This window comes from Paraburkholderia sp. 31.1 (assembly GCF_014397645.1).
Classification (GTDB): Bacteria; Pseudomonadota; Gammaproteobacteria; order Burkholderiales; family Burkholderiaceae; genus Paraburkholderia; species Paraburkholderia tuberum.
Window position 1 is genome coordinate 106,262 of the sequence record NZ_VZQN01000002.1, and the last position, 25,158, is coordinate 131,419.

General features: G+C 64.7%; 25 protein-coding genes. 8 read left to right on the forward strand and 17 right to left on the reverse strand.

The features are described from left to right. Positions 1–77 precede the first annotated feature (77 nt). On the reverse strand, positions 78–1,475 hold the full coding sequence (locus tag F6X37_RS01670; RefSeq protein ID WP_187610092.1) for an undecaprenyl-phosphate glucose phosphotransferase: 1,398 nt from the start codon (positions 1,473–1,475) through the stop codon (positions 78–80). A gap of 606 nt (positions 1,476–2,081) precedes the next feature. Here F6X37_RS01670 and F6X37_RS01675 point away from each other — a divergent pair. Continuing rightward, a complete protein-coding gene (locus F6X37_RS01675; protein WP_410451183.1) occupies positions 2,082–3,641 on the forward strand; it encodes a mannose-1-phosphate guanylyltransferase/mannose-6-phosphate isomerase in 1,560 nt (519 codons plus the stop codon). Between the two features lie 69 nt (positions 3,642–3,710). On the opposite strand, the gene F6X37_RS01680 is transcribed toward F6X37_RS01675, so the two are convergent. The 3 genes from F6X37_RS01680 to F6X37_RS01690 form a co-directional block, all read right to left on the reverse strand. After that, the gene (locus tag F6X37_RS01680; protein WP_187610093.1) at positions 3,711–4,901 is read right to left on the reverse strand and encodes a transposase; all 1,191 of its coding nucleotides are present in this window, start codon (positions 4,899–4,901) and stop codon (positions 3,711–3,713) included. A gap of 572 nt (positions 4,902–5,473) precedes the next feature. Beyond that, positions 5,474–5,773, reverse strand: a complete 300-nt coding sequence (locus tag F6X37_RS01685) for a YciI-like protein (protein WP_018418036.1) — start codon at positions 5,771–5,773, stop codon at positions 5,474–5,476. 151 nt (positions 5,774–5,924) lie between these two features. After that, positions 5,925–6,182: a hypothetical protein gene (locus F6X37_RS01690; protein ID WP_187610094.1), complete on the reverse strand. Its 258-nt coding sequence runs from the start codon at positions 6,180–6,182 to the stop codon at positions 5,925–5,927. A gap of 39 nt (positions 6,183–6,221) precedes the next feature. Between F6X37_RS01690 and F6X37_RS01695 the strand changes: the two genes are divergently transcribed. From F6X37_RS01695 to F6X37_RS01705, 3 genes are all read left to right on the forward strand, one after another. Then, on the forward strand, positions 6,222–6,521 hold the full coding sequence (locus tag F6X37_RS01695) for a PsiF family protein (RefSeq protein ID WP_187610095.1): 300 nt from the start codon (positions 6,222–6,224) through the stop codon (positions 6,519–6,521). A 237-nt stretch (positions 6,522–6,758) separates the two neighbouring features. Further along, positions 6,759–7,208 carry a hypothetical protein gene (locus tag F6X37_RS01700; RefSeq protein ID WP_184033559.1) on the forward strand — a complete coding sequence of 150 codons (450 nt, stop codon included), beginning with the start codon at positions 6,759–6,761 and terminating at the stop codon, positions 7,206–7,208. A 386-nt stretch (positions 7,209–7,594) separates the two neighbouring features. Further along, the gene (locus F6X37_RS01705) at positions 7,595–8,182 is read left to right on the forward strand and encodes a YSC84-related protein (protein ID WP_187610096.1); all 588 of its coding nucleotides are present in this window, start codon (positions 7,595–7,597) and stop codon (positions 8,180–8,182) included. Between the two features lie 206 nt (positions 8,183–8,388). On the opposite strand, the gene F6X37_RS01710 is transcribed toward F6X37_RS01705, so the two are convergent. From F6X37_RS01710 to mltG, 10 genes are all read right to left on the reverse strand, one after another. Continuing rightward, positions 8,389–9,456, reverse strand: coding sequence for a glycosyltransferase family 4 protein (locus F6X37_RS01710; protein WP_184066675.1), 1,068 nt, complete (start codon positions 9,454–9,456; stop codon positions 8,389–8,391). 269 nt (positions 9,457–9,725) lie between these two features. Further along, positions 9,726–11,138 (reverse strand): alpha,alpha-trehalose-phosphate synthase (UDP-forming), encoded by a 1,413-nt coding sequence (gene otsA, locus F6X37_RS01715; protein WP_187610097.1) that lies wholly within the window; start codon positions 11,136–11,138, stop codon positions 9,726–9,728. A 151-nt stretch (positions 11,139–11,289) separates the two neighbouring features. Further along, positions 11,290–12,513 carry a mechanosensitive ion channel family protein gene (locus tag F6X37_RS01720; protein WP_187610098.1) on the reverse strand — a complete coding sequence of 408 codons (1,224 nt, stop codon included), beginning with the start codon at positions 12,511–12,513 and terminating at the stop codon, positions 11,290–11,292. Positions 12,514–12,632: 119 nt separating this feature from the next. Next, positions 12,633–12,989 carry a Rap1a/Tai family immunity protein gene (locus F6X37_RS01725; RefSeq protein ID WP_187610099.1) on the reverse strand — a complete coding sequence of 119 codons (357 nt, stop codon included), beginning with the start codon at positions 12,987–12,989 and terminating at the stop codon, positions 12,633–12,635. 185 nt (positions 12,990–13,174) lie between these two features. Further along, entirely contained in the window at positions 13,175–13,906 is a 732-nt protein-coding gene (locus F6X37_RS01730) for an ankyrin repeat domain-containing protein (protein WP_090804793.1), read from the reverse strand. 52 nt (positions 13,907–13,958) lie between these two features. Then, positions 13,959–14,750: a TatD family hydrolase gene (locus F6X37_RS01735; protein ID WP_184066684.1), complete on the reverse strand. Its 792-nt coding sequence runs from the start codon at positions 14,748–14,750 to the stop codon at positions 13,959–13,961. 93 nt (positions 14,751–14,843) lie between these two features. Beyond that, positions 14,844–15,359 carry a GNAT family N-acetyltransferase gene (locus tag F6X37_RS01740; RefSeq protein ID WP_187610100.1) on the reverse strand — a complete coding sequence of 172 codons (516 nt, stop codon included), beginning with the start codon at positions 15,357–15,359 and terminating at the stop codon, positions 14,844–14,846. Between the two features lie 49 nt (positions 15,360–15,408). After that, on the reverse strand, positions 15,409–16,452 hold the full coding sequence (locus tag F6X37_RS01745) for a DNA polymerase III subunit delta' (RefSeq protein ID WP_090804783.1): 1,044 nt from the start codon (positions 16,450–16,452) through the stop codon (positions 15,409–15,411). A gap of 94 nt (positions 16,453–16,546) precedes the next feature. After that, positions 16,547–17,167 carry a dTMP kinase gene (tmk, locus tag F6X37_RS01750; RefSeq protein ID WP_187610101.1) on the reverse strand — a complete coding sequence of 207 codons (621 nt, stop codon included), beginning with the start codon at positions 17,165–17,167 and terminating at the stop codon, positions 16,547–16,549. Further along, the gene (mltG, locus tag F6X37_RS01755) at positions 17,167–18,177 is read right to left on the reverse strand and encodes an endolytic transglycosylase MltG (protein ID WP_090804779.1); all 1,011 of its coding nucleotides are present in this window, start codon (positions 18,175–18,177) and stop codon (positions 17,167–17,169) included. The genes tmk and mltG overlap by 1 nt, the downstream gene beginning before the upstream one ends. Positions 18,178–18,698: 521 nt before the next feature. Between mltG and F6X37_RS01760 the strand changes: the two genes are divergently transcribed. From F6X37_RS01760 to F6X37_RS01775, 4 genes are all read left to right on the forward strand, one after another. Then, positions 18,699–19,445: a hypothetical protein gene (locus F6X37_RS01760; protein ID WP_187610102.1), complete on the forward strand. Its 747-nt coding sequence runs from the start codon at positions 18,699–18,701 to the stop codon at positions 19,443–19,445. A gap of 1 nt (position 19,446) precedes the next feature. Beyond that, positions 19,447–19,743, forward strand: coding sequence for a hypothetical protein (locus tag F6X37_RS01765; RefSeq protein WP_090804775.1), 297 nt, complete (start codon positions 19,447–19,449; stop codon positions 19,741–19,743). 312 nt (positions 19,744–20,055) lie between these two features. Next, the gene (locus F6X37_RS01770) at positions 20,056–21,123 is read left to right on the forward strand and encodes a YgfZ/GcvT domain-containing protein (RefSeq protein ID WP_187610103.1); all 1,068 of its coding nucleotides are present in this window, start codon (positions 20,056–20,058) and stop codon (positions 21,121–21,123) included. Between the two features lie 149 nt (positions 21,124–21,272). After that, positions 21,273–22,139 (forward strand): NRDE family protein, encoded by an 867-nt coding sequence (locus tag F6X37_RS01775; protein WP_018418053.1) that lies wholly within the window; start codon positions 21,273–21,275, stop codon positions 22,137–22,139. 54 nt (positions 22,140–22,193) lie between these two features. Here F6X37_RS01775 and F6X37_RS01780 read toward each other — a convergent pair whose 3' ends face one another. The 3 genes from F6X37_RS01780 to F6X37_RS01790 form a co-directional block, all read right to left on the reverse strand. Beyond that, on the reverse strand, positions 22,194–23,153 hold the full coding sequence (locus F6X37_RS01780; RefSeq protein ID WP_187610104.1) for an alpha/beta hydrolase: 960 nt from the start codon (positions 23,151–23,153) through the stop codon (positions 22,194–22,196). Between the two features lie 71 nt (positions 23,154–23,224). Beyond that, on the reverse strand, positions 23,225–24,106 hold the full coding sequence (locus tag F6X37_RS01785; RefSeq protein ID WP_187610105.1) for an SDR family oxidoreductase: 882 nt from the start codon (positions 24,104–24,106) through the stop codon (positions 23,225–23,227). A 52-nt stretch (positions 24,107–24,158) separates the two neighbouring features. Beyond that, complete coding sequence (locus tag F6X37_RS01790; RefSeq protein WP_187610106.1) at positions 24,159–25,157, reverse strand: NADP-dependent oxidoreductase; 999 nt, start codon at positions 25,155–25,157, stop codon at positions 24,159–24,161. Between the last annotated feature and the right edge of the window lies 1 nt (position 25,158).

Here is a 25,158-nt window from a genome sequence, read left to right on the forward strand (position 1 = left end):
TTGCACCTCGGTAAAAAAGTTGATTCAGGAATGCGCTCGCGCTATGCGTGGCATCGGCGCGGCCCGGCGCTCCGCGTTCAATAGGCGTTGCTGCCCGCGAAGCCCTTCCACAGCGTCAGCACGACGATCTTGATGTCGAGCCAGAAGGTCCAGTGCTGCATGTAGTACAGATCGAGCTTTACGCGACCCATCATCTTTTCGATGCGATCGGTTTCGCCGCGATAACCGTTGATCTGCGCCCAGCCGGTAATGCCCGGCTTGATCCGGTAGCGGTGCATGTAGCCCTTCACCAGATCCTTGTAGATGTCGTCGTGTTCGAGCGCATGCGGACGGGGACCTACCACCGACATCTCGCCGCGCAGCACGTTGATGAATTGCGGCAGTTCGTCGAGGCTGGTGCGGCGCAGGAACGCGCCGACCGCGGTAATGCGCGGATCGCGCCGCGTCGCCTGGGTGATCTTGCCGGCCGCTTCCTTGTGGACCTTCATCGAGCGGAACTTGAAAATCTCGAACTCGCGGCCGTCGATCCCCTTGCGCCGCTGGCGGAAAAACACTGGCCCCGGCGAGCTGAGCTTCACCATCAGCGCGATCGCGAGCATCAGCGGCGACAGCGCGAGCAACGCGCCGAACGCGAACAGGCTGTCGAACACGCGCTTGGGCAGCACGCGCAGATCGGTGATCGGCGAGGCGGCCAGATTGATCGCGGGCACGCCGAGCAGCTCGACCATCGGCTGATTGAACAGCGTCAGGCTGCCGACGTCGGGGATGAAGCGGATGTTCACGAAGTCGTTGCGCAGATCCATCACGAAGCGATGAATCGCCTTCTCCTTCGAGATCGGCAGCGCGAGCCACAACTCGCGGATCGCGCGCTGCCGTACCAGTTCGATCATGCGCTGATAGTCGCGCTCGATCGGCACGCCCGCGACCGCGTGCGCCGCGTCCGGGTCTTCGTAGGGATTGATCGTGCCGTCCTCGTCGAACACGACGACGGGCTTGAAGCCAGCTTCGGGACGGCCGCGCATCTGTTCGATCAGGAAGCGGCCGTACGGCGCGCCGCCGACGATCGCGACCGCGCGCTGATTGAAGCCCTCGCGGCGCAGCCCGCGCAGGATCGAATAGACGATCACCTTCGTGACGACCAGCAGCACGATCGACGCGAGCGCCCAGTAAACGAGCCACAGCCGCGACAGGCTGTCGGCGCGGTGCACGCTGAAGCTGATCAGCACGCCGGTCACTTCGACCATCAGCCAGCCGCCCGTGACGCGCGACAGCAGATCGTAGAGCGGCTTGCCGCGCCACGACTGATAGATGCCGAGCGGCGGGAAGAACACCACCACGAGCAGGCAGCCGAACGCAAGCGACACGCTTTGCATATCGTCGAGCCATACCACTCTGCCGCTGTGCACGCCCGCCGCCAGCACCGCGGCGAGCGCGACCATGGCGATGTCGATGATTCTCGCTAGAACGCTCAGCATGCGCCGCCCCTCTGTTCGTCAGTCAAGTGCGATCCGTCGGTTGGTTGAAATGGCTGTTGCATGCCGGTTTCATCGTTGGGCTTTTTTATTTCCGATCTGCCTGGCGGCGCGACTGGACTGAATCAGCCTGAATGGCCAGACTGCAAATTCCGAATGCGAATGAGTGAATACCCTTGTTCATACCTCAATAAAGCGGTATTAAAATTCCCACGACAAGACCGCAAAAAATCTCAAATTGTATCGGTCAAATTTTCGGCATTTTTTATGAATTTTGTGCGGCAATTGTTGCCGCAATGCGGTCCGACCGAAGGTTCCGGGCAGCCCATTCGAGCGCTTTCACATAGAATCTTTCGCTTTGCCAACAGTTCTGGCGCGAAGCTCTGGCGCCACTCGTGCTGTCATTCTTGCGAATCATTAAGCGAAAAAAATGCTTGCTGATTTTTTTCAGGTAATTTTTATTTATAAATAAATCGAGGAGACATTTTTTGGTGAATTTCGAATGAATGCGACGCGACTTTTATCGGAATTGTATTTAACGCGCTTTTATTGATTCGCGACTTCGTGATAAAACTCGACGCATTCATTCAGCCTCGAGGAGAGTTCACCATGACAGCTCCGGCCCCGGTCACGCCTGCCGGCACCCGGCCCACCCCGGCCCAATCGCCCATGCCCTCAACCGCAACCAGCGTCAAGCTCAAGGTTCATCCCGTGATTCTCGCGGGCGGCTCGGGCACCCGGCTGTGGCCGATGTCGCGCGAGCAGCATCCGAAGCAGCTGATCGGCCTGCTCGGCGAAGAGTCGCTGCTGCAATCGACGACCCGCCGTCTCGATGGGCTCGAAGCCGGTTATCCGCTTGCCGGCCAGCTCGTGGTCGTCGCCAACGAAGAACAGCGCTTCACGACGGCCGAACAATTGCGCACGAGCGCCAGGCCGAGCCGGCTGATACTCGAACCCGTGGGCCGTGACACCGCGCCCGCGTTGACGGTGGCCGCATTGTCCGTCGCCGCGCAGGATGAAGACGGCATCATGGTCGTGATGCCCGCCGATCACGCGGTCACCGACAGCGCAGGATTTCACGCGGCGGTCGCCGCCGGCGTACAGCATGCGGCCGCTGGCCATATCGTCACCATGGGAATCGTGCCGACGCGTGCCGAAACCGGCTACGGCTATATCCGCATCGGCGCGCCGCTCGGTTCTGACGATGCGCAGACCGCAGCAGCGGCTCGCCCGGTCGCGCATCGCCTCGATCGTTTCGTCGAAAAGCCGCATCTGGAACTCGCGCAGCGCTATGTCGAATCACGCGAATACTGGTGGAACAGCGGTATTTTCATCGTGCGCGCATCGACGTGGCTCAAAGCGATCCGCCATTTTCAACCGGCCATTTACGCAGCATGCGAATCGGCCTTCGCGGGCAGCACGGCGGACGGCGACTTCTTCCGGCTGCAACGCGATGCGTTCAGCGGCTCGCCGTCGAATTCGATCGACTACGCGGTGATGGAAAAGCTCGGCGCCGATCAGAGCATCGCGTCGGGCGTGGTCGTGCCGCTTACGGCCGGCTGGTCCGACGTCGGTTCGTGGGACGCGATCTGGGACATCAGCGAGAAGGACCCCGATCGCAACGTGAGCCGCGGCCGCGTGATGTTCGAAGGCGCGAACTCCACCTTCGCGCATTCCGAAGGACGACTGATTGCCTGCGTCGGCACGCAGGATCTCGTCGTCGTCGAGACCGCCGATGCGATTCTGGTCGCCGACAAATCACGCGTGCAGGACGTCAAGAAGATCGTCAACCGGATTCGCGAGGATGGCGGGCTCGAAGCGGCCAATCATCGCAAGGTGCATCGGCCGTGGGGCAACTACGATTCCGTCGACACCGGCGAGCGCTTCCAGGTCAAGCGGATCGTCGTGAAGCCGGGCGCGCGGTTGTCGCTGCAGATGCATCATCATCGCGCGGAGCACTGGATCGTCGTGCGCGGCACCGCGCTCGTCACGCGTGGCGACGAACGCTTTATCGTGTCCGAAAACGAGTCGGCCTATATTCCGCTCGGCGTTACGCATCGCCTCGAAAACCCGGGCAAGATGCCGCTCGAAATGATCGAGGTGCAGTCGGGTTCGTACCTCGGCGAAGACGATATCGTGCGCTTCGACGATACGTACGGAAGGCAATGAGGCGCGAGCGGTCGCAATGACGAAGCGGGAACCTGCGGCGGCGCAAAGCGGCCGCGGGGACCGCCGGGCTCATCCCACGTATGAGATGAGTTCTTTGTAGGTTGCGGATAAGCGCTCCGCGGTGCCGCTGTCGGTCGTCACCGTGGGCGTGCTTGCCCCGCCCGCGGTCGCGGTGTCCGACGGATAGCGGCGCAGCGTCCCGCGTAATGCATTCAGTGATGGCTTCAGCGGCCCGTGCAACGGCGCGCCGTGATTGCCCGGGTGATTCGCGATGCCATTGACCGATGCCGGTTCCGGCGCATGACGCAGGCCTGACAACGAACGGTCCGCGGACCGCTGCGCAAGGTTCGCCGACGCGGGCGCGGCGGTTGCGTGGACCATGGTCGTGGCCGCCGCGTCGGTCGCGCATTCGCGATCGATCCACTGACGCGCCCAGTCGAGCGCGAACTGCTGCGCGTGCTGCGCATCCGCGAAGCGCGGGCCCACGAGGCCGGAACGCTCGACGCGCTTGCCGTCCCTGATGATCTCCGCCCACCCGCGATACATCGCATTCGGCACTTCCTCGACCACCACGTAGATCAGATAACCGCGCGAATCGGCGACCTGCATGCCGCGCGGGGCGAGGCCCATCGTCAGCGACGGGCGCGGGTCGTCGACCGCGACGGGCTCGACCGTGCCGGATGCGGCCGGTTCGACGCGCATCTCCGCCGCCGTCGCGGACGTCGCCACTGCGGACGTCGCGAACGCCGATGTCGCCACCGCGCTCGCCGGCGCAAGCCCCGACAATTGCCGCGTGATGTCGCCGATCGGATCGGCCGTACGCCATTGGCTCAACGCGCTCGCAACGCCGGGCGCCTGCCACGACTCGGGACTCTTCCACGACACGCCGCGCAGATTATTGTCTTCGCGCGGGCTCGGGGTTTGCGCAACCGGTGCCGCGGGTCTGGCCGTAACGGGCGGCGCCGGTTGGGGAATGTATGCGAACGTGCGCCCGCTCTGCGACAGCAGGTGGACCATCTCCAGCAGTGTGCCGTTCAGTTGCCACTCTTCGAAGCGGCGGCGGCAGGTGGGACCGGACGGATAGCGGCCCGGCAGCTTCGACCACGGCTCGCCGGTGGTCATGATCCACAGCACGGCATTCGTCACGATGCGCGGTTCGGCGCGCGGCCGGCCGCGCCGGTTCAGACGGACGGCCGGCTCGTCGGAGACGAGCGGCGCGAGCAGCGCCCATTCGTCGTTGTTTAGCTCATCGAAAAACATTGGATTTTCTCCACGCGGCCTGGCCTGGCCGCGGCGTTGGGCCTGCCACGGATTCTCAGCGTTCACGACCCGTGTGCGGCCCTCGGTTGCACAAATTTGTTTGGTCCGTTCGGCTCGCTGGAGCAGCCCGCCCACACGTGGTGCGGCTCTTCCCTATTACGAAGCACAAAACGCGGTCTCACTCGTGCGTGGGAAAATTTGTGCACGAAGCATACCATTCCAATCTTTGCATGAGTACAGTTGAGACAAGTGTTACGGATAGAAACAATCTTGTCGGTTTCGTTGCGTCGATTCTCGTATTGCCGTAACAGAAGCCGCTGCTTATCCGGCATCGGATCTGTCTATTGCAAAGCACAATACCGCATGACCGAACAGAATGGGATTTAGAAATGTCATTGCCGATCCAGCATGCATTTCTATGCGCTTTGATGGTTGATGTGAACATCGGTTTCGAGCGTCGGCGAAAGGACTGCGACGCGCCCGCGCGGTGACGTGGAGGCAACGGGAGGCGGCCGCCGCGCATGCGCGGAGTTCGGGGCGTGACAGAAGCGACGAAGTCGCTTCGAACGACGTTACGGGCGCACTGGTTTCGATGCGTGCTCGCCGACCACCGTGGTCCATTCGCGCACGCGCCAACGCGTAACCAGTCCGGAGAGTACGTACGGATCGGCGGTAGCAAAGGCCTCCGCCACCGCAGGCGACGCGCCGGTGAAGAGCAGCACCGCACCGTCCGTCGGCTCCGCGAGCGCGCCGGCCAGCAGCAGTTCGCCGCGCTCGGCGGCGGCCCATGCGAGTTTCAGATGCGCGTCGCGATGCTCGCCGCGCCGCTCCAGATAGTCGGGTACCAACTCGTACATCAACAGGTAATGCATGGTGAGTCTCCTCGCGAGGTTGAGGGTTGGCAGGGAGCGGCATGCACCGGAGCGCAGTCGAGGATAACGGCGACTACCGAATTTCATGCCTATTTTCTATTCAGTTGCATTCGCAGCAATATGAAAATTCTCATTGCCTGTTAACCATAGATCAAAATAGCGGAAACCGTAATTTCGTTTCAATAAGCTTGAAATAAACGTCACGAGCAATCTGCATTGCATGACAAAATTCGCGCTCTCGTTCATTCGATTGTTTCAAACGCCGCGGCGCCAGTTGCGCCACGCTGCTCAGGGAAAACGAGCGCGGACCGCTGTCAACCGGAATGCATTTTGAGCCGTTCTGGCAGACGGCATTTGCCATAATGGATGCGCCGATGGGCCCATGAATGCCGTCGTCGCCCGCGCGCATGAACGATCAGAAACGTTTTCACCACCGATGGAGTGTCCCATGAAAATTCAATCCGCTATCGCTACGCTGGTGTTGGGCGCGGTACTCGTATCGCCGGCGTTTGCGCAGAACAGCCAGCAAACCAAGATGGCCGACTGCAACAAGCAGGCCGCCGACAAGAAAGGCGACGAGCGCAAGGCGTTCATGCAAACCTGTCTTTCCGCGAAGCCGGCCGCCGCCGCGCCGATGAGCCAGCAGGACAAGATGAAGGTGTGCAACAAGCAGGCGGCCGACAAGAAAGGCGACGACCGCAAGGCCTTCATGAAGACCTGCCTGTCCTCCTCGGCGCCGGCCAACTGAGCGAAAGGCGGAGCCGTCCCCCACGCCGGCGCCCTCCGATCGACGCCGCGCCGGCGCATCGTTGCGCCCACGCGGCGCTCCGATCGAGTCCCCCCGCTTCGTCGTCCACCCGCCGCAACGCGCCGTTTTCTTCTATGATGGCTGCGGAGACGGCCCACCCTCACTCATAGAGAACCAGACAACTACGCGGGCCGCCATCTTGTCGTTGGTGCTACTGAGCATCGATCGGAGGCAAGGATGGTATCGAAGCACAAAAACCGCTGGTTAAGGCGGTGGTTGCTGGTCATCATATTCTGGGCCGTGCCTGTGGCGATCGTCGCGGTCAACGAGATCCGCGAGGAAATGTCGTACAACGCGGTCGATCTCGACCGCGCGCTCACCACCTGGAATTTCACCCAGGCGCAGCGCACCGCCGGGGCGCCCGCGCATTGCCATGGCAAGCCCGACGAGGCCAAGGCGGCCGGCTGCCCGGCCGACGTACTGGCCGCCAACGCGCCGCGCCAGCAGGACGCGATCAACGAATACAGCGTGCGCCGCTCGACGCTATTGGCCTATCTGTGGCACGCATTCGTCGGCTATTGGATCGTGCCGGCGGCTATGCTGTTCGCGATCGGCGCGATCATCGGCATGGTGCGCCGCGCGCTGCGGCGCCCGCCCGCGGTCAAGAGTCCGGCGAATCATGGGTGAGCGGCGGCCGCGCCGCTTACACTTCGCCGCAATTTGCTGCGCCGAAACAACACTCTCATTGCCATGTCGATGGGCCGCCGCGCAACGCGAAAATCGGTAAAAACCGGCCCATCGTGCGGCCGCGCCGAAGTGTCCCCACAATCGCCGCGGCTCGGGCGCTGTTTAGCGTCGCCCCTCGGATCGTCGCGCGACGCGTGCTCGGAAGTCGCGCGCAAGGCCGGTCAAATTTACTGGGAAGATTTCTTGCGATCAGGCTCAAACCCTTGTCCCATAAGGCTTTTCGCGTTGTCACGCAACGCGCCTTTTGCACCAGCCTGTGTTATAACTCAAAGGCAACCAGGCGACACCACCACGGTTGCGCCCCGGATCCATGACGGAGAAAAACGATGCAAAGACGACACTTCATGTTGAAGACGACCGCTGCGCTTGCTTTCGGAGGCCTTGCACTCGCCGGCTGCACGACGACGGGCAACACGCCGGAAAATGCTCATGTCGACGCCTCGAAACGACAGTCGATCGACGCCAGCGTCGACGGCACGCTGTCCAAGCTATTCACGACCGTGCCGGGCTCGCGCGAGCTGGTGTCGAAGGCGCGCGGCGTGCTGGTGTTCCCGTCGGTGCTGCAGGCGGGCTTGATCGTCGGCGGCCAGTATGGCGAAGGCGCATTGCGGGTGGGCGGCGCGACGGTCGGCTATTACAGCACCGCGTCGGGCTCGTTCGGCCTGCAGGCGGGTGCGCAGTCGAAGGCGATCATCTTCCTGTTCATGACGCAGGATTCGCTCGACAAATTCCGCAACGCGGAGGGCTGGTCGGCCGGCGTCGATGCATCGGTCGCGCTCGTGAAGATCGGCGCGAACGGCGCCGTCGACACGACCACGGCCACCGCGCCGGTGCAGGTTTTCGTGATGACCAACGCGGGCCTGATGGGCGACGTCTCGCTGCAAGGCACGAAGGTCACGCGGCTGAAGATCTGAGCGCGCTCATCGGCGTGCTTCACTGATCACTTGCGCGCGTATCGCGGCGAAGGCCGCGCGGTGGACCCTGTGCGGGTCGCCGCGCGGTCTTTTTGTTATGTATGCCGATGCCGACGCTCGGGAACGGAAAAACTCGCGCGCAAAAAAACGGCGCCGCGCATCGCGCACCGCCGTCCTTCGCTTCGACACGTCCCAACGATCCCGCGTCAACGGCCCGACGAATCGACCACCTTGAACCTCGAGCGCTTCTGTGCGCGAATCACCAACTGATAGGCCTCCACATACTCACGCGCCATCCGGTGCGACGTGAAGCGCTCCTCGAAACGCCGCCGCACGCCCGCGCGCGACACCTTGTGGAGCCGGTTCACGGCCGCCACCGCGCCGATCTCGTCCTCGACGATGAACCCGGTCACGCCCTCTTCGAGCACTTCGGGCACCGAGCCGCGGTTGAACGCGATCACCGGCGTGCCGCAAGCCATCGCCTCGATCATCACGAGACCGAACGGCTCCGGCCAGTCGATCGGAAACAGCAGCGCATGCGCGCCCGACAGAAACTCGGCCTTCTGATGATCGGCAATCTCGCCGATGTACTCGACGTACGGCAGGTCGAGCAACGGCCGGATATCGCGCTCGAAGTACTCGCGATCGGCCGCATCGACCTTGGCGGCGATACGGATCGGCATGCCGCAGCGGCCGGCGATGCGGATCGCCGTATCGACGCGCTTTTCCGGCGAAATCCGGCCGAGAAACGCGAGGTACTTCTGCTCGACCGGTTGCGGCGTATAGAGCTGCGCCGGCAAGCCGTGATAGACCGTGGTGAGCCAGCGCGCCTGCGGCAGCGGATGACGCTGAGCGTTCGAAATGGAGATCACGGGCGCGGTGTTGAACGTGTCGAACACCGGCTGCTGCTCGGGCAGATCGAGCCGGCCGTGCATCGTCGTGACGAACGGCGTGTCCTGCCGCTTGAATACCGAGAACGAGTAGTAGTCGAGGTGGAAATGCAGCACGTCGAACTCTTCGGCCTGGCGGCGCACGAGTTCCATCAACAGCATATGCGGCGCGACGCGGTCGCGAATGCCCGGATCGAGCCGCAGCGCGCGCGGCCACACCGCTTCGAGCTTCGCGCTCGTGACGGAGTCGCCGCTCGCGAACAGCGTCACGTCGTGGCCTTGCTCGACCAGCGCTTCGGTGATGTACGACACGACGCGCTCCGTGCCGCCGTAGAGCTTCGGCGGCACCGATTCGGTCAGCGGGGCGATCTGCGCAATCTTCATATTGTGTCTCCGTGAGCCGGCGGCTGGCGCGCAATCGCGATGCCGTCGGCGACGCCGAGTATGACAGCGCCATGACGTCGGAACAATGCGCGCGGTCCCTAACGCGGTCCCTAAGCGTCGCATGCATCGTCGCTACGGGAAATTATTCCCTGACATCGGTCGAAAAGCCGCAGGTCTTGCAATTGCTCGGTGCTGTTACAAGCGGCTTACATCCGGTGACACGCGGCCACGCGCCGGGTTTGCGCGGGCTTTGGGCCGTCGCCGCGCCGTCATTTGTGGCCGCCGCCCTCGCCCGACCCGCGCACTGGCATGCTGCGCAAATCCCTGAGGAAGCTGTCGCGCCACACTCCGAGATCGTTCTTACGCAGCGCGGCCATGTCGATCTCGTGACGCCGCTGGCGCGCGTCGAGCGGCATTTGCAGCGCACGTTGCAAGGCCTCGCACATGCCGATCGCATCGTGCGGATTGACGAGCAGCGCGCCAGAGAGCTCGGCGGCCGCGCCCGCGAAAATCGACAGCACGAGCACGCCGGGATCGTCGGGATTCTGCGCGGCCACGTACTCCTTCGCGACGAGGTTCATGCCGTCGTGCAGCGGCGTGACGAAGCCGATCTGCGACTCCCGAAACAGCGACATCAGCTTCCAGCGGTCGTACTGCTGGTTCAGATAGCGGATCGGCGTGTAGTCGAGCCCCGAGTAGCGGCCGTTGATGCGCCCTGCCTCGTATTCGAGATCCTGGCGGATCTTCTGATAGGTCGCGACGTCCGAGCGCGTAGGCGGCGCGATCTGCACGAGCGTGACGTTGCCGCGCCATTCGGGCGAGCGTTCGAGCAGCAACTCGAACGCGCGAAAGCGCTCGACCAGTCCCTTCGAATAGTCGAGCCGGTCGACGCTCATGACCAGCTTGCGCCCCTCGAGGCTTTGCTTCAGTTCGAGCACGTGCTGGCGGCTTTCGTAGCGCTTGGCCTGCTCGGCGATTTCGTCGGGGAACACGCCGATCCGGTAGACGCCGGTGCGCAGCTTGCGCCCGAACGCCTCGACGACGCCGTCAGCGCTCACCGTGCCGCGCGCGTGACGCGTCACGTAGTCGTGGAATGCCTGCTGGTCGGTGGCGGTCTGGAAGCCGAGCAGGTCGTAGCACGACATCGACTTCACCAGTTCCTCGTGCGGCGGAATGTTGAGCAGGATCTGCGGCGCGGGAAACGGAATATGCAGGAAGAAACCGATGCGGTTCGTCACGCCCTCGCTGCGCAGCGCCTCGGCAAACGGGATCAGATGGTAGTCGTGAATCCAGATGATGTCGTCGGGTTGGAGCAGCTTGACCAGCTTGTGAGCGAGCCATGCGTTAACGCGCCGGTAGCCCGCGTACTCCTCGCGCTCGTAGCGCGCGAGGTCGTTGCGGTAGTGGAATACCGGCCACAGCGTCGCGTTCGAGAAGCCGCGGTAGTACTGGTCGTAGTCCTTGCGCGTGAGGCCGACGGTTGCGAAGGTCACCGCGCCGTCCTGCTCGAGCATCGGCCCCGCGTTGGCGACCGTTTCGCTGACTACGTCGCCGCTCCAGCCGAACCAGACGCCGCCTGCATCCTTCAGCGCGCCGAATACGCCGACCGCGAGTCCGCCCGCCGATCCCTTGGTCTCCGTCGGCGTCGCGACGCGATTCGACACGACGATCAATCGGCCCATAGTGCATGTCCTCCGTCATTCTTGCGATGCGCCGCGACGCCTGAGCAGGCGTGGCGCGCCCGTGAACAGCAATCTGCGTGCCCGCGCATCGCCGGGCTTGTCGAGGGCGGTCGCCGTTCGCCACGCGCGATTCGCGATCCGCAACGCCCGGCTAAGCCTGCTCCTTGGTCTTCTGCGCGACCTCGCCCGCGCCAGTGCGGCCGATGCGGCTCGCCACCGGATCGGCTTCGGTATGCGCGGCGGTGCTGCCGGCTGGCGCCTGCCGGCTGCGCGGCAGCCAGTCGCTCGGGCCAGCGCCACCGGTCTCCAGCTCCGCCGACACCTCGGCACGCGCCCGCGGCAGGTATTCCGGGTAATGCCGATGAACGAAATCGAGCAGCCCTTCGCGCACGCGGCAGCGCAGATCCCACGCAAGGCCGGAATCGGGCGCGCTGACGAGCGCGCGCAACTGCATCGCGCGCTCGGTGCAGTCCGTCACCTGCAGCACCTGCACGCGACGGTCCCACTCGGGCGCGTTCTCGACGATGCGCGCAAGCTCCTCGCGCAGCGGCGCGAGCGGCATCCGGTAATCGACGAACAGGAACACGGTGCCGATGATCTGCGAGCTGCTGCGGGTCCAGTTGGAGAACGGATTTTCGATAAACCATTGCAGCGGCACGATCAGACGGCGCTGATCCCACAGCCGCACCGAGACGTACGTGCCGGTGATCTCCTCGATGCGTCCCCACTCGTCCTGGATCACGACGACGTCGTCGAGGCGGATCGGTTGCGACAGCGCGATCTGCAAACCGGCGATCAGGTTGCCGAGCACCGGCCGCGCCGCGATACCGGCGACCAGACCGGCGACACCCGCCGACGCCAGCAGGCTCGCGCCGATCTGCCGCACGTTGGGCAGGGTCATTAGCGCACCGCCGACACCGATGATCACGATCACGATCATCACCGAGCGCGCGAGTACGCGCGCCTGCGTATGGATGCGGCGCGCCTGCAGGTTATCGGCGGAATCGAGCGGATGGGCGCGGATGATCGCTTCGCCGATCGCCGCGGCCGAGCGCACCGACAGCCACGTCAGCGCGGCGATCAGCGCGATGCCGGTGATGTCGCGCACCGGTTCGATGAAGTTGAGGGTGTCGGGTGCCTCGGACCAGACCCACGCGAACGCGAGGATCACGAGGGCGAACAGCGACGGCTTGTCGATGTAGCGCAGCACGACGCTCGTCAGCGCGTGCGGCCGCGCGAGACGCTTCACGACGCGCGCGCCGAAGCGGTGAATGCCGCTCGCCACGATCGCCACGATGGCCGTCACGATCAGCGTGCCGAGCCACGTATGCAGCGGCGCGGCCGCCACGCGGTAGAAGTCGTCGATAGTAGGCATAACGGGCATCTTCCTCCGGGCTCGATGAGCGGCGGCGCGCCTGCGCGACTACTGACATCCGGGGCGCACGACCGCGCCGGGGCGTTACAACGGGTTCTTCGATGCGCCGCGGTTATCGATCAGCCCCCGCTCTTGCAGGGAAACGCCTTGCCGAGACCCAGCGAAATCGCCGTGCTCGCGTTGTAGGCCGCGGCGTTCGGGTTCTCGGCGATGTACTTGCGCACCGCGTCGGTCAACTGCGCCGAGCGCGCATCCGGCGGCAGGCAGAAGTACTGGCCGACGCGCGGACCGGTGGTGCCGCCGATCGCGTCGATCGTGTTGAAGATGCCGTCGGCCGCGCCTTCGATGTAGGCCGCGCAGGCGCTACGCGAAGCCACGTCCGTCTTGGTGCACAGCTTGTTGAGGTCGCCTCCCGTAAACGCGGCTGCCGAAAGCGGCAAGGCAAGCGCGCCGGCGAAAATCAAAGCCCGCAGCATGGTGTTCCTTTCCAGGGTTGTTTATTCACGCGGTCTTTCTGCCGCGTCCGGACGGCGCGCTACGCGGCGCGCCGAAGTCGTCATTCTGCACTGTTTTACGCGGCTGCAGCAGGCCGGCAGCCGCGCAGCTCGGGCAAAACGGCTGCAAAGCGGCACGGCATGGCGAGGCGCCTGCCGACAAAACGTCATTGCTTCTGCTGCTGCGTCTGCTGCATGCGCGCCGTGAGCCCTTCGACGACGTCCGGCTCCTTGTAGGTCTTGGCGAAATCGAGCGCGGTCATGCCGATCTGGTTTTTCACCGACAGGTCCGCGCCGTTGTCGAGCAGCAGCTTGACGGTGGAAACGTGGCCGCCGCGCGCGGCCATCATCAGCGGCGTGGTGCCGTTCGGCGAGCCCGCGTCGACGTAGGCCGAGTGGTCGAGCAGCACCTTGACGATGTCGTCGTGGCCGTTCGCGGCTGCGTAGTGCAGCGGCGCCCAGCCCTTCTTGTTGACCTCGGCGCCCTTCGCGATCAGCAGATTCACGAAGTTCAGGTCGCCGACCAGCGACGCCATCATCAGCGCGTTTTCGCCGGCCTTGTCCTGAATCTCGATATCGGTTTTTGGATTCGCAAGCAACGCGGCCGCGACCTTGTCGGATTTCTCGCGCGCGGCAATCACGAGCAGCGGGATGCCCTGATTGTCGACGCTGTTCGGGTCCATGCCCTTCGCGAGCAGCTTGTTGACGCCGTCGACGTCGTCGAACTTGACCGACTTGATCAGCGAGTCGATCGGCGCCGCATGCGCGGGCACCGCGACGAGCGCCGCGCACGCGAGCGCGGCGGCGCACGCGAGACGGCGCGCCGGCGCGAGAGCCCGGGCGGCCGACCCGGCGGACAGCGGTTGGAAATCAGCGGACGACGTCGAAATATTTTTCATATGGTACTTTAGGAAATCTTCCTATCCCTTTGATGTTACGCAGCTTTTTGGTTCAGATTCCGGCCGGCGCGGCGAGTCCGAACAGTCTGAAGAAGTTTTGCGTGGTGACGGCGGCCAGCGCCTCGTCCGGCATCTCGCGTTGCTGCGCGATGAAGCGTCCGACATAACTGACGTACGCAGGTTCATTCGGTTTGCCGCGATACGGCACCGGCGCCAGGTACGGCGAGTCGGTTTCGATCAGCAGACGGTCGAGCGGCACGCGGCGCGCGACGTCCTGCACATCGGTCGCGCTCTTGAACGTGACGATGCCCGACAGCGAAATGTAAAAATTCTGCGCGAGCGCCTGCTCGGCGATGGCCCACGGTTCGGTGAAGCAATGCATGACGCCGCCCGGCACGCCGGCGCGCTCCTCGGCCATGATGCGCAACGTATCTTCCGACGCCGAGCGGGTGTGGATGATCAGCGGCTTGCTGGTCGCGTGCGCGGCGCGGATGTGGGTGCGAAAGCGCTCGCGCTGCCACTCCATGTCGGCGATCGAGCGGCCTTCGAGGCGGTAGTAATCGAGCCCGGTTTCGCCGATCGCGACGACCTTCGGGTGCCCGGCAAGCTCAACCAGCTCGGCTACGCTCGGCTCGCGCATGTGCTCGTGATCGGGATGCACGCCGACCGACGCGTACACGTTGTCATAGCGGCTGGCGATGTCCAGTACCGACGGCAGCGTTTCAAGATCCACCGACACGCACAACGCGTGCGAGACCGAATGGCTGCGCATGTTTTCGAGCACTTGCGGCAGACGGTCCGCGAGTCCTTCGAAGTTGATGTGGCAGTGTGAATCGACAAACATGGTCAGGTCCTGCGAAAAAGGGGCTTGCGGCTGGGCGATGGCGTGGCTGGGGCCGCTTGGGACAGCTCAGGTGGCGCTGCTTGCGCAGCGTGCTCAACCGGCGTGCGCAAGACGCTTGCCAAGAATCACCAGATCGCGCTCGACGCCATCCAGCACCGCGACGCGCGGTAGCGTGCCCCATGCATCGAAGCCGAAGCCGCGGAACAGCCGCACGCTCGCTTCATTGTGACCGAACACGAAGCCGAGCACCGTATCGATGCCAAGACCCGGTGCCGCGTCGAGCGACGCCGCCAGCAGTTGCTTGCCGAGTCCCTGGCCGCGCGCGCGCTCGTCGAGATAGATGCTGACTTCGGCGGTGCGCTGATAAGCCGGCCGGCCATAAAAATCGGAAAAGCTGAGCCACGCGATCACGCGGCCCGCCTGCTTCGGATCTTCGACCACCCACAGCGGCCGCTTCTGCGGGCTGTGCGCATGAAACCACCCATGCCGGCTCTCGACGCTGACCGGCTCGAGGTCCGCGGTGACCTGGCGCGACGGGATCGTCGAATTGTAGATGGCGACGATCGCGGGCAAATCGTCGAGCGTGGCGTCGCGGTAGGAAAGGCTCATGGCGGTTGGCTTGAATGAAAAAAAGACGGCAGGCTGTCCGGCTGCGGGCTCACGCAAACAGCGCGCGATAGCCGATGAACAGTTCCTCGAACACGAGCCGCGCGTTCAACGGATGGTTTTCGACCGCGCGCTGGCGCGTGACGGTGCGCAGAAAACGCGCGAATGCATTGGCGTCGGCCTGGGTGGCGCAGCGGGTGAGCGCGGCCGACGCCTGCGGGAAATAGCGCGGCGCGCCGGCGGTGCGCTGCGCGAGCAGATCGTACATCCAGCGCTGCAGCCAGCCGAGCACGAGCGGCACTGGGAGTTTCTGCAGCGCCTCGCCACACGCGAATGCGTCGCACCCGGCGCCGGCCGCGAGCTGCTTGAGCGTCCAGTCGCGCAGCGGACGGTTTTCGTCGCTGGCGAGCGCGAGCGCGGCGAGCGGCGCGCCACCCGCTTCGGCGAGCAGCGCGCGAGCGTCGTCGACGCCTTGCGCGGCCAGCCACTGCGCGGCGGTGTCCGGCGCGGGCACGCTCATCGGCCACTGACGGCAGCGGCTAATGATGGTCGGCAGCAAACGGTCGAGGCGCGCCGACACCATCAGGAACACGACGCCCGCGGGCGGCTCTTCCAGCGTCTTCAGCAACGCGTTGGCGGCCGCGACGTTGAGCGCCTCGGCCGGATACAGCACGACGACGCGCGCGCCGCCGCGATGCGAACCGATGCCGACGAAGTCGAGCAGACCGCGGATCTGTTCGATCTTGATTTCCTTGCTCGGCGTGCGGGTCTTCTTGCCTTCGTCGCCATCGGCTTTTTCGGCCTTGTCGTCGGCGCCGTTCGCGGCGTTCGCGAGGCCGGCTTCGGCGGCGAGTGCCTCCGGCACGACGATGCGGTAGTCGGGATGATTGCCCTGCGCGAACCAGTTGCAGGCCACGCACGCGCCGCACGGCTCGCCGTTCGGTTGCGGCGCCTCGCACAGCAGACCCTGCGCGAGGTGCTGCGCGAAACGCAGCTTGCCGATGCCCGCCTGGCCGTGCAGCAACAATGCGTGCGGCCAGTGGCCGTGCAGCTGCTGCAGGCGATTCCAGTCATCGGCTTGCCACGGATAGATCATCGTTTGTCTTTTTGAATCAATCGGTTGTAGGCGCTACTTCAGATGTCGAGTGAACTTGCACGAGATTATAAGAAGCAGTTATATCTATTTCGAATCAGAGGCTTGCAATCAACTCCTCAAGCTGCTTCTGAATTCGAACGATGCTCTGCGAAGAGTCGATGATAGCGAATCGATATGGCGCTTCTTCGGCGCGGCGCATGTATTCGGCGCGCGTGCGCTCGAAAAACGCCGCCGACTCGCTCTCGAAACGATCCGGATTGCGCACCGCGCTGCGCCGCTCGTTGGCGACGGCGGGCGGCAAATCGAACAGCACGGTCAAATCCGGCTGGAAACCGCCCTGCACCCAGCGCTCGAGCGTCTCCAGCTTGTCGCGCGGCAAGCCGCGGCCGCCGCCCTGGTAGGCGAAAGTGGCATCGGTAAAACGGTCGGACAGCACCCAATCGCCGCGCGCGAGCGCCGGCTCGATCACCTCGGCCAGATGCTGACGGCGCAGCGCGAACATCAACAGCGCCTCGGTTTCGAGATCCATCTTCTGATGCAGCACGATATCGCGGATCTGCTCACCGAGCGGCGTGCCGCCCGGCTCGCGTGTCATCACGACCGGGCGGCCGCTCGGCGCGAGCTTCGCCTCGAGCCGTTCGCGGAACCAGCCCAGATGGGTGGTCTTGCCCGCGCCGTCGATGCCTTCAAACGTAATGAATTTGCCGCGCGCCATCATTGCCCTCGAATGTATTTGTCCACGGCCTTGTTGTGTTCGCCGAGGGTGTCAGAAAAGATGCTGCTGCCGTCGCCGCGCGACACGAAGTACAGCGCGTTGCTTTGCGCCGGGTTCATCGCCGCCTGCAGCGACGCGACGCTCGGCAATGAGATCGGCGTCGGCGGTAGGCCCATCCGCGTGTAGGTATTGTATGGAGTGTCGGTCTGCAGGTCTTTCTTCCTGATGTGGCCGGCGTAGCTGTCGCCCATTCCGTAGATCACGGTCGGGTCGGTCTGTAGCGGCATGCCGGCGCGCAGACGGTTGGCGAACACCGCGGCGACGAGCGCCCGGTCGGACGCCTTGCCGGTTTCCTTTTCGACGATCGACGCCATCGTCAGCGCGTCGTACGGGGTCTTATACGGCAGGTTTGGCGCGCGCGAGAGCCACGCCTCGTCGAGACGCACGCGCATCAGACGGTAAGCGCGGCGATAGATGTCGAGGTCGCTGGTGCCCTTGTCGAACAGGTAGGTATCCGGGAAAAACAGCCCTTCGCCGTTGCCGATCGACGCCTCGGGCGCGCCGATTGCGCTCATCAGATCGGCGTCGCTCATGCCGAGCGTGTCGTGCTTCAGCGCGGGATTGGCGTCGAGTTCAGCGCGCATATGTTTGAAGGTCCAGCCTTCGATGACCGTCGCCACATATTCGTTGACGTCGCCGCGCGCGATTTTCTGCAGCACCTCGTAGGGCGTGATGCCGCTCTTGAACTCGTAATTGCCGGACTTCAGCTCGCTTTGCAGCCCGAGCAACCGCGTCATCGCGATGAACAGCTCGGGCTCGACCGGCACGCCGCCGCGATTGAGCTGCAGCGCGACGCTGCGCAGGCTGCTGTGCGGCTTGACGGTGACGTCGAGTTGCGCCGGGGTCAATTCGAGTGGGCGGGTGGCCCAGTAGTATCCAGCGGCGATGGCCGCCGCGGCCAGCACAACGACGAGCGCGCCGGCGACGAAACATTTCTTCAGAAGGGACACGACAGGAAAGAATTAGCGTTTAGATGGCAACGAACTGATTTTTAACGGGAAAGTCTTGCGTCGGTCAACATTGAGACTGTGCCGTATTGCAGCCCTTTCGGCCTTTTGCGACCTGTATTGTATAGATGCGGGCACCAGATGGTCACGGCCGGAAAAAACAATATGAAATCCGCTGGCGTCGGTCTGATGCTAGTCGAGGCGTGCGCTGTCACAACATAGGTCAGAGTTTCAAAGGTTCGACAATTCCCGACCAAACGCCTTTTCGGCTCCTGCCGCTTTTGGCCGTTGTTGACAGTTTCAAACGACGGTTCAAGGGCGACCTGCACGCCGCCGCGAAAGACCCGAGCACGAGTTGCGGCAATTGGGAGACTCCACGCCCCGTTCCGCTCTGAGAATTCTTGTGGTCGCCAAGGCGGTACGACAACAACAATAGGGTTCGCATCGGAATTCATTCTTTCGGAACGCACGATCGGGTCCCGGCCATAGGTATGCCGGCTGATCTGACGTTACAGACGGGGCGCATGGCGATCGACTTCAAAGTCGGAACCGACTGGGGCTGCATGCTCCACACGCGGCAGGAATATCGCGGCAACGCATTTAGCGACGAAGCGCGAGCCGGCCGGAAGCTCATTGCCTCGGCAAGCGCATGGGAGCTTACGCATGACACGCGCCAGCTACCGCGGCTCGTCGAGTTCATGCGCAATGTGCGCGGCGGCGCGTATGCGAGCGGGGCTGCATCGGATCAACTCGCCCAGGCGCTACGGGCCGCCCTTGAGCGTGGCGATGTGATTGCAGTCGCGCCGAAGCCGCGCGCCTCACGCGGAAGCGGCGCGCCTGTCCAACAGCAGATCCGGCCGTACTATCCAACCGTTACGCCGTCGCAGCTATTCCGGAGGGCGCTGCCCTTGGTGTGTGCCGCGCGCTCATTCGAGCGCCCCAAACTGCCGCGGCTGGCCGCCGACGATGGCCTCGCGATCTGGTACGCCCGCCCCGGCGACGTCTTGCCAGATGGAACCATCGCCACGCCAGTATCGACGCCGCTCGGCGATGTGCGGCCGTTTGAGTACACCGAGGATCCGCAGTTCGGCGATGTGCAGGAACTGGCAGCGCGTGCCGTCAGTGAGATGGATGAGGCTGAGTGTTTCGCGGACTACCATTCAGACATGGAGCAGTGTCAGGTGGCCCGAGCAATGTATCAAGATCCACGCACCTATGCGCTCTGCACACAGCGAGCATTCGATAAATTCCAGGCATGCAGGGGATATTGAGATGACTAAACCGGATCGGGCTAGCGTCATTTTTTATGACGCCGATACTCAGCAATTAAAGATGTGCACAGTTTCACGGGTTCACGTGCAAGCGGCGATTGATCGAGCGCTGGCAATCACTATCCCACCGGATGCTCCGGAAAATTCAATGTTGCCAGTGACAGACGAGGACGCTCGGAAGCTTGGAGGAATGGCGATTCTGATTCAGGCAATCGCGCATCCCGAATTGCGCGAACGGCTGAAAATCACGACTGAGCAGCCGATGGACTGGGCACCGGCCAAGCCGCCCACGGAATGACAGTGGCTCGTCCGCCTTACTCAGTGGCCCCGCCGCAGCCACCCCGGCGGCGGCTCGTCTGTGACCGCGGCAGCGGACAGCAGATCCGGCACGTCGGGTGCCCGCCCATCTTGCGCCGGACCCTCTCTGGCAGAACACCCCAACATGGTCACAATATGGGCACAGCCGCAGGGTGATAACGTGCAATCCTCTGCTGCGCAAGGCTCTCGGAAAGCCTTCATTCGCCAGGGACTTGCGAAACGCGACAGGGCTGGACTGAATATAATGACTGTTTGCCTTAGCCAAAGTCAGAATTGACTGTTCCCGGAATCCATGAACACACCGCTCGTGAACGCCTCAGGTAACGCTTCCGGTCTCACTCCCGCCGCGGCGGCGCCCGCCGCCCTGCCCATCCTGCCGCGCCCGTCGGCCGAAGAATTCACCGCCGTGCTCGAGCATGGCGCGTACATGCCGCTGCCGCAGTTCGGCGTGATCGACACGACCGGCGACGACGCGGCGAGCTTCCTGCACGCCCAGTTGACCAACGACGTCCAGCATCTCGACGCCGCGAACGCGCGCCTCTGCGGCTACTGCTCGGCCAAGGGCCGGCTGCTCGCGTCGCTCCTCAGCTGGCGCAGCGGCGATACGATCCGCCTGCTGGTATCGAAAGACGTGCAGGCCGCGGTACAAAAGCGGTTGTCGATGTTCGTGCTGCGCGCCAAGGCCAAGCTCGCCGACGCGAGCGGCGAGCTCGCGGTGGTCGGCCTCGCGGGCGACGTGCGCGGCGCGCTGTCCGGCGTGTTCGACGCGCTGCCCGACGGTGTGCACGTGCAGGTCGACGGCACAGCGGGCACGCTGATCCGCGTGCCTGATGCGTTGGCGCGCCTGCGCTATCTGTGGATCGGCCCGAAAGCGCAGATCGAAGCGCTGCTGCCGTCGCTCGACGGCAGGCTAAAGCGCGTGTCGCCGGCCGTGTGGGACTGGCTCGACATCCGCGCGGGCGAGCCGCGCATCACGCAGCCGGTCGTCGAGCAGTTCGTGCCGCAAATGGTCAACTTCGACGTGCTCGGCGCGGTCAATTTCCGCAAGGGTTGCTATCCGGGTCAGGAAGTGGTCGCGCGCAGCCAGTATCGCGGCACGATCAAGCGGCGCACGTCGCTCGCCAACGTCGCCGGCGAGCTGGACACGGTGCGGCCCGGCACCGAGCTGTTCCACTCGGACGATCCGGGCCAGCCGTGCGGGATGATCGTCAACGCGGCATCGGCGCAAGGCGGCGGCGTCGATCTGCTGGTCGAGATCAAGCTCACGGCGCTCGACAGCGGCAGCGTACATGTCGGCGCGGCCGACGGCCCCGCGCTGCGCTTCCTGGCGCTGCCCTACGGGCTGCCTGCCGAAGTCTGATCGTTGGAGAGGGTAAAAAAAAAGCGGCGCAATCTGGCGCCGTTTTTTATTGACTGCTTTATTCTCGTCTGTTTTTTGCCGCTTTCGTTTGCCGCCTGCGTCGCTGCATCAGGCGGCCGCCCCATGCTCTGAACGGGAGATGCTCCCCGATGTGCCTGATCGTTTTCGACTGGCGACCTGATGCGCTCGATGGTCCGCTGTTCACGCTCGCCGCGAATCGCGACGAGTTCTTCCGCCGCACGGCCGAGCCGATCGGCTGGTGGCGCGACGCGCCGGAGGTGCTGGGGGGCCGCGACCTCGTGGGCGGCGGCACGTGGCTCGGGTTATCGCGCGACGGCCGCTTCGCCGCGCTGACCAATTACCGCGCGCCGGGCGAAATGCGCGCCGATGCGCCGACCCGCGGCACGCTCGTCAGCGACTGGCTCACGAGCGCCGCGCGCGACGCCGACGGCAATCCGCACGAGACGCCGCTCGCGTATCTGCGGCACGTCGCGCAAAAAGGCGACATCTACAACGGCTTCAATCTGCTGGTCGGCGACTGGACGCGTCGCGAGCTCGCGTGGTACTGCAATCGCGGCGCCGTCGACGCAAACAGCGGTCCCGCGCTGCTCGCGCCGGGCACGCACGGCATCTCGAACGCGGTGCTCGATACCGCGTGGCCGAAGCTGGTCAAAAAGCGCGGCGAGCTCGGCACGCTGCTCGCGCGCGATCCGATGCCGCCGCTCGAACGCCTGATCGATCTGATGCGCGATCCGCGGCTCGCGCGCGACGACGAATTGCCGTCGACCGGTATTCCGCTCGAACGCGAACGCGTCCTGTCGGCGGCGTTCATCGAATCGCCGGACTATGGCACGCGCAGCACCACCGCGCTGCGCGTCGCCGCCTATGGCGACGTGATCGGCGTCGCGGTCGCCGAGCGCAGCGACGACAACGGCTCGCACCGGATCGTGCGGCCCGGCGATTTCGAGCGCAGCTTCGCGTTCAATGTCGAGCGCGACCGGATGAGCGTGGCGTGATCGTTTGAGCACCGCCTGGCCGGCGGGGCGCTCATCGCTTCGCGATCACCGCCCTCACCCGATGCCGAATGCCGCGCGCAACGCCGCCGCGGCGTCCGCATGCGCCTGCGCGACTTCGGGCACGAAGCCGCCCATCTTGAAGAACTCGTGGATCATGCCGGCGTAGCGTTTGAGCGTGACCGGATTGCCGAGCGCACGGAGTTTCTCCGCATAGGCATCGCCCTCGTCGCTGAGCGGATCGTATTCGGCGGTCGCGATCCACGCGGGCGCAACGCCGCGAAAATCCGGCGCACCGCGCTCGCCGTCGAGCGGCGCGAAACGCCAGTCGTCGCGATCGCCGCTATCTCGCACGTAGTGCTCGAAGAACCACTGGATCGTGTCGCCCGACAGCAGGAAGCCGTCGGCGAGGCGCGAGTGCGAGTCGGTCTGCTGATGGCCGGTCGTGCCCGGATAAATCAGCAATTGCAGCGCGAGCGCGAGGCCGGCGTCGCGCGCGAGCACCGCGCAAACCGTCGCGAGCGTGCCGCCCGCGCTATCGCCGCCCACCGCGAGCCGCGTGCCGTCGATGCCGAATTCGGCCGCGTGCGCGTGTAGCCAGCTGAGGGCGTCGAAGGCGTCGTCGACAGCGGTCGGAAACTTGTGCTCGGGCGCGAGCCGGTAATCGACCGACAGCACCGCGCACTGGCCGTCGCGCGCGAACATCCGGCACAGCGCATCGTGCGTATCGACGCTGCCAACCGTAAAGCCGCCGCCGTGGTAGTACACGAAGGCAGGCAGCGGCTCGGCCCAGCCCGGCTCGACCGGACAGTACAGGCGCGCGCGGATCGTCGCGCCGTCGCGCGTCGGCACGCGCAGATCTTCGACGGAGAACATCGGCGCGCTCGCGATCTCGAGGATCGGCGCGCTTTTCTCGTACGACGCGCGCGCCGCTTGCGCGCTCATCTGGTGGTACTGCGGGCGTTTGGCCCGCGCGATCATGTCGAGCACCTGCTCGATCGTGGGATTCAGCGGCATGGTTTCGGCAACGTGGTGCGCAGTGCGCCAAGGGTTGACAAAAGCCGGCGCACCGGCCGCGCAGCCGGCCGCTACTGCGCGTTCTTCACCTCAGGCTTCAGCGACATCGGATCGGACGGCTCGCGCAACTGCTCGATATCCTCGTGACGCAGCTTCACGGTCGCCATGATGCCCGGATGCGTGATGATATAGAAACGCCGCGCGGCGATCGCCTCGAACGCGATGTCGGCGACATCGTCGGCCGTGAGCTTGCCCGACTGCACCGCGCGCTGCAACTGCTTGCCGGCCGCGATCTGCGAGCGCGTCGGCCGGTCCGCGTTGCGCAACTCGTCGGGACGCACGCGCTCGGCCTCCGCGATGCCGGTCGGCACGAAGGCGGGACACAGCAGCGAACAGCCGACCTCGCCGCCCGTGCCGGCCTGCGCGAGCTTCAGGTCGTGATACAGCGTCTCGGTCAGCGCCACCACCGCATGCTTCGACGCGTTGTAGATGCCCATTGCCGGCGGCGCCAGCAGCCCCGCCACCGACGCCGTATTGACGATATGCGCGGGCTCCTTCTGCGCGAGCATGATCGGCGCGAACGCGCGCACGCCGTGCGCGACACCCATCACGTTGACGCCGAACACCCACGACCAGTCGTTCGCCGAGCTTTCCCACAGGAAGCCGCCGGTGCCGACGCCCGCGTTGTTGAACAGCACGTGGACCTTGCCGAACGCGGCGAGCGCCGCCTGCGCGAGCGCCTCGACCTGCGCGGCGTTCGATACGTCGGTCGGCACGCCGATCGCCTCGGCGCCGGTTTCGCGCAAGGCGTCGACGGTTTGCGCGAGCTGGTCGGCGTTGACGTCCGCGAGTACGAGCTTCATGCCGAGCGCCGCGCCCTTGTGCGCGAACGCGCGGCCAAAGCCGCTGCCCGCGCCGGTGATCACCGCCACCTTGCCCGCGAATTCGAACATTCTGTGACTCCCTGGTTGAGTGGCGGCTTGCCGTTGCATGATGACGTCGCGCTCAGATCAGCTTGACCAGTTGCTTGCCGAAGTTACGGCCCTTCAGCAAGCCGATGAATGCCTCGGGCGCGGCTTCGAGCCCTTGCGCGATCGTCTCGCGATACTGCAGCTTCTTCTGCGCGACGAGCGTGCCGAGCTGCCTGAGCGCCTCGGGCCACACGTCCATGTGTTCGCTGACGATGAAGCCCTGCACGAGCAGCCGCTGCGTCAGCATCAGCGACGGATGCTTGAGCGGCAGCGGCTGGCCGTCATAGCCCGCGATGAAGCCGCACAATGCGATGCGCCCGAACGCGTTCATGCGCGCGAGCGTCGCGTCGAGCACCTCGCCGCCGACGTTCTCGAAGTAGCCGTCGACACCGTCGGGCGTGACGGCCTTCAGGTCCTGGTACAGGTTACCGGCCTTGTAGTCGACGCACGCGTCGAAGCCGAGCGTCTCGACCACATAGCGGCACTTGTCCGCGCCGCCCGCGATGCCGACCGCGCGCGCGCCCGCCGCCTTCGCGAGCTGACCGACCACGCTGCCCACCGCGCCGCTCGCCGCGCTGACGACCACCGTCTCGCCGGCCTTCGGCGCGATGATGCGGTTCAGCCCGTACCATGCGGTGACGCCCGGCATGCCGACCGGCCCGAGATACGCCGACAGCGGCACATGCGTGTCGTCGACCTTCTGCATGCCCGTGCCATTGGAGGTGCCGTACTCCTGCCAGCCGAACATCGCGACGACCTTGTCGCCGACCGCGAACTTCGGATTCCTCGTCTCGACGACCTCGCCGACCGTGCCGCCGATCATCACTTCGTTCAGCGGCTGCGGCGCCGCGTATGACTTGCTGTCGTTCATGCGTCCGCGCATATACGGATCAAGCGACAGATAGTGGTTGCGCACCCGTACTTCGCCGTCGGCGAGCGGCGCGAGCGGCGTTTCGACGAGCTTGAAGTTATCGGGCGTGGCTTCGCCTTGGGGGCGCAAAACCAGCAGCAATTGGCGATTGATCCGGGCCATG

Bases quoted from the DNA above. Each gene is read 5' to 3' on its own strand.
- F6X37_RS01730 (WP_090804793.1), bottom strand. From the start codon at position 13,906: ATGAAAAATATTTCGACGTCGTCCGCTGATTTCCAACCGCTGTCCGCC.
- F6X37_RS01725 (WP_187610099.1), bottom strand. From the start codon at position 12,989: ATGCTGCGGGCTTTGATTTTCGCCGGCGCGCTTGCCTTGCCGCTTTCG.
- F6X37_RS01765 (WP_090804775.1), top strand. From the start codon at position 19,447: ATGACTAAACCGGATCGGGCTAGCGTCATTTTTTATGACGCCGATACT.
- F6X37_RS01735 (WP_184066684.1), bottom strand. From the start codon at position 14,750: ATGTTTGTCGATTCACACTGCCACATCAACTTCGAAGGACTCGCGGAC.
- F6X37_RS01780 (WP_187610104.1), bottom strand. From the start codon at position 23,153: ATGCCGCTGAATCCCACGATCGAGCAGGTGCTCGACATGATCGCGCGG.
- F6X37_RS01740 (WP_187610100.1), bottom strand. From the start codon at position 15,359: ATGAGCCTTTCCTACCGCGACGCCACGCTCGACGATTTGCCCGCGATC.
- F6X37_RS01670 (WP_187610092.1), bottom strand. From the start codon at position 1,475: ATGCTGAGCGTTCTAGCGAGAATCATCGACATCGCCATGGTCGCGCTC.
- F6X37_RS01720 (WP_187610098.1), bottom strand. From the start codon at position 12,513: ATGCCTACTATCGACGACTTCTACCGCGTGGCGGCCGCGCCGCTGCAT.
- tmk (WP_187610101.1), bottom strand. From the start codon at position 17,167: ATGGCGCGCGGCAAATTCATTACGTTTGAAGGCATCGACGGCGCGGGC.
- F6X37_RS01700 (WP_184033559.1), top strand. From the start codon at position 6,759: ATGGTATCGAAGCACAAAAACCGCTGGTTAAGGCGGTGGTTGCTGGTC.
- F6X37_RS01785 (WP_187610105.1), bottom strand. From the start codon at position 24,106: ATGTTCGAATTCGCGGGCAAGGTGGCGGTGATCACCGGCGCGGGCAGC.
- F6X37_RS01685 (WP_018418036.1), bottom strand. From the start codon at position 5,773: ATGCATTACCTGTTGATGTACGAGTTGGTACCCGACTATCTGGAGCGG.
- F6X37_RS01710 (WP_184066675.1), bottom strand. From the start codon at position 9,456: ATGAAGATTGCGCAGATCGCCCCGCTGACCGAATCGGTGCCGCCGAAG.
- F6X37_RS01680 (WP_187610093.1), bottom strand. From the start codon at position 4,901: ATGTTTTTCGATGAGCTAAACAACGACGAATGGGCGCTGCTCGCGCCG.
- F6X37_RS01775 (WP_018418053.1), top strand. From the start codon at position 21,273: ATGTGCCTGATCGTTTTCGACTGGCGACCTGATGCGCTCGATGGTCCG.
- F6X37_RS01745 (WP_090804783.1), bottom strand. From the start codon at position 16,452: ATGATCTATCCGTGGCAAGCCGATGACTGGAATCGCCTGCAGCAGCTG.
- F6X37_RS01790 (WP_187610106.1), bottom strand. From the start codon at position 25,157: ATGGCCCGGATCAATCGCCAATTGCTGCTGGTTTTGCGCCCCCAAGGC.
- otsA (WP_187610097.1), bottom strand. From the start codon at position 11,138: ATGGGCCGATTGATCGTCGTGTCGAATCGCGTCGCGACGCCGACGGAG.
- F6X37_RS01760 (WP_187610102.1), top strand. From the start codon at position 18,699: ATGGCGATCGACTTCAAAGTCGGAACCGACTGGGGCTGCATGCTCCAC.
- F6X37_RS01705 (WP_187610096.1), top strand. From the start codon at position 7,595: ATGCAAAGACGACACTTCATGTTGAAGACGACCGCTGCGCTTGCTTTC.
- F6X37_RS01675 (WP_410451183.1), top strand. From the start codon at position 2,082: ATGACAGCTCCGGCCCCGGTCACGCCTGCCGGCACCCGGCCCACCCCG.
- F6X37_RS01770 (WP_187610103.1), top strand. From the start codon at position 20,056: ATGAACACACCGCTCGTGAACGCCTCAGGTAACGCTTCCGGTCTCACT.
- F6X37_RS01690 (WP_187610094.1), bottom strand. From the start codon at position 6,182: ATGCGCGCGGGCGACGACGGCATTCATGGGCCCATCGGCGCATCCATT.
- F6X37_RS01695 (WP_187610095.1), top strand. From the start codon at position 6,222: ATGAAAATTCAATCCGCTATCGCTACGCTGGTGTTGGGCGCGGTACTC.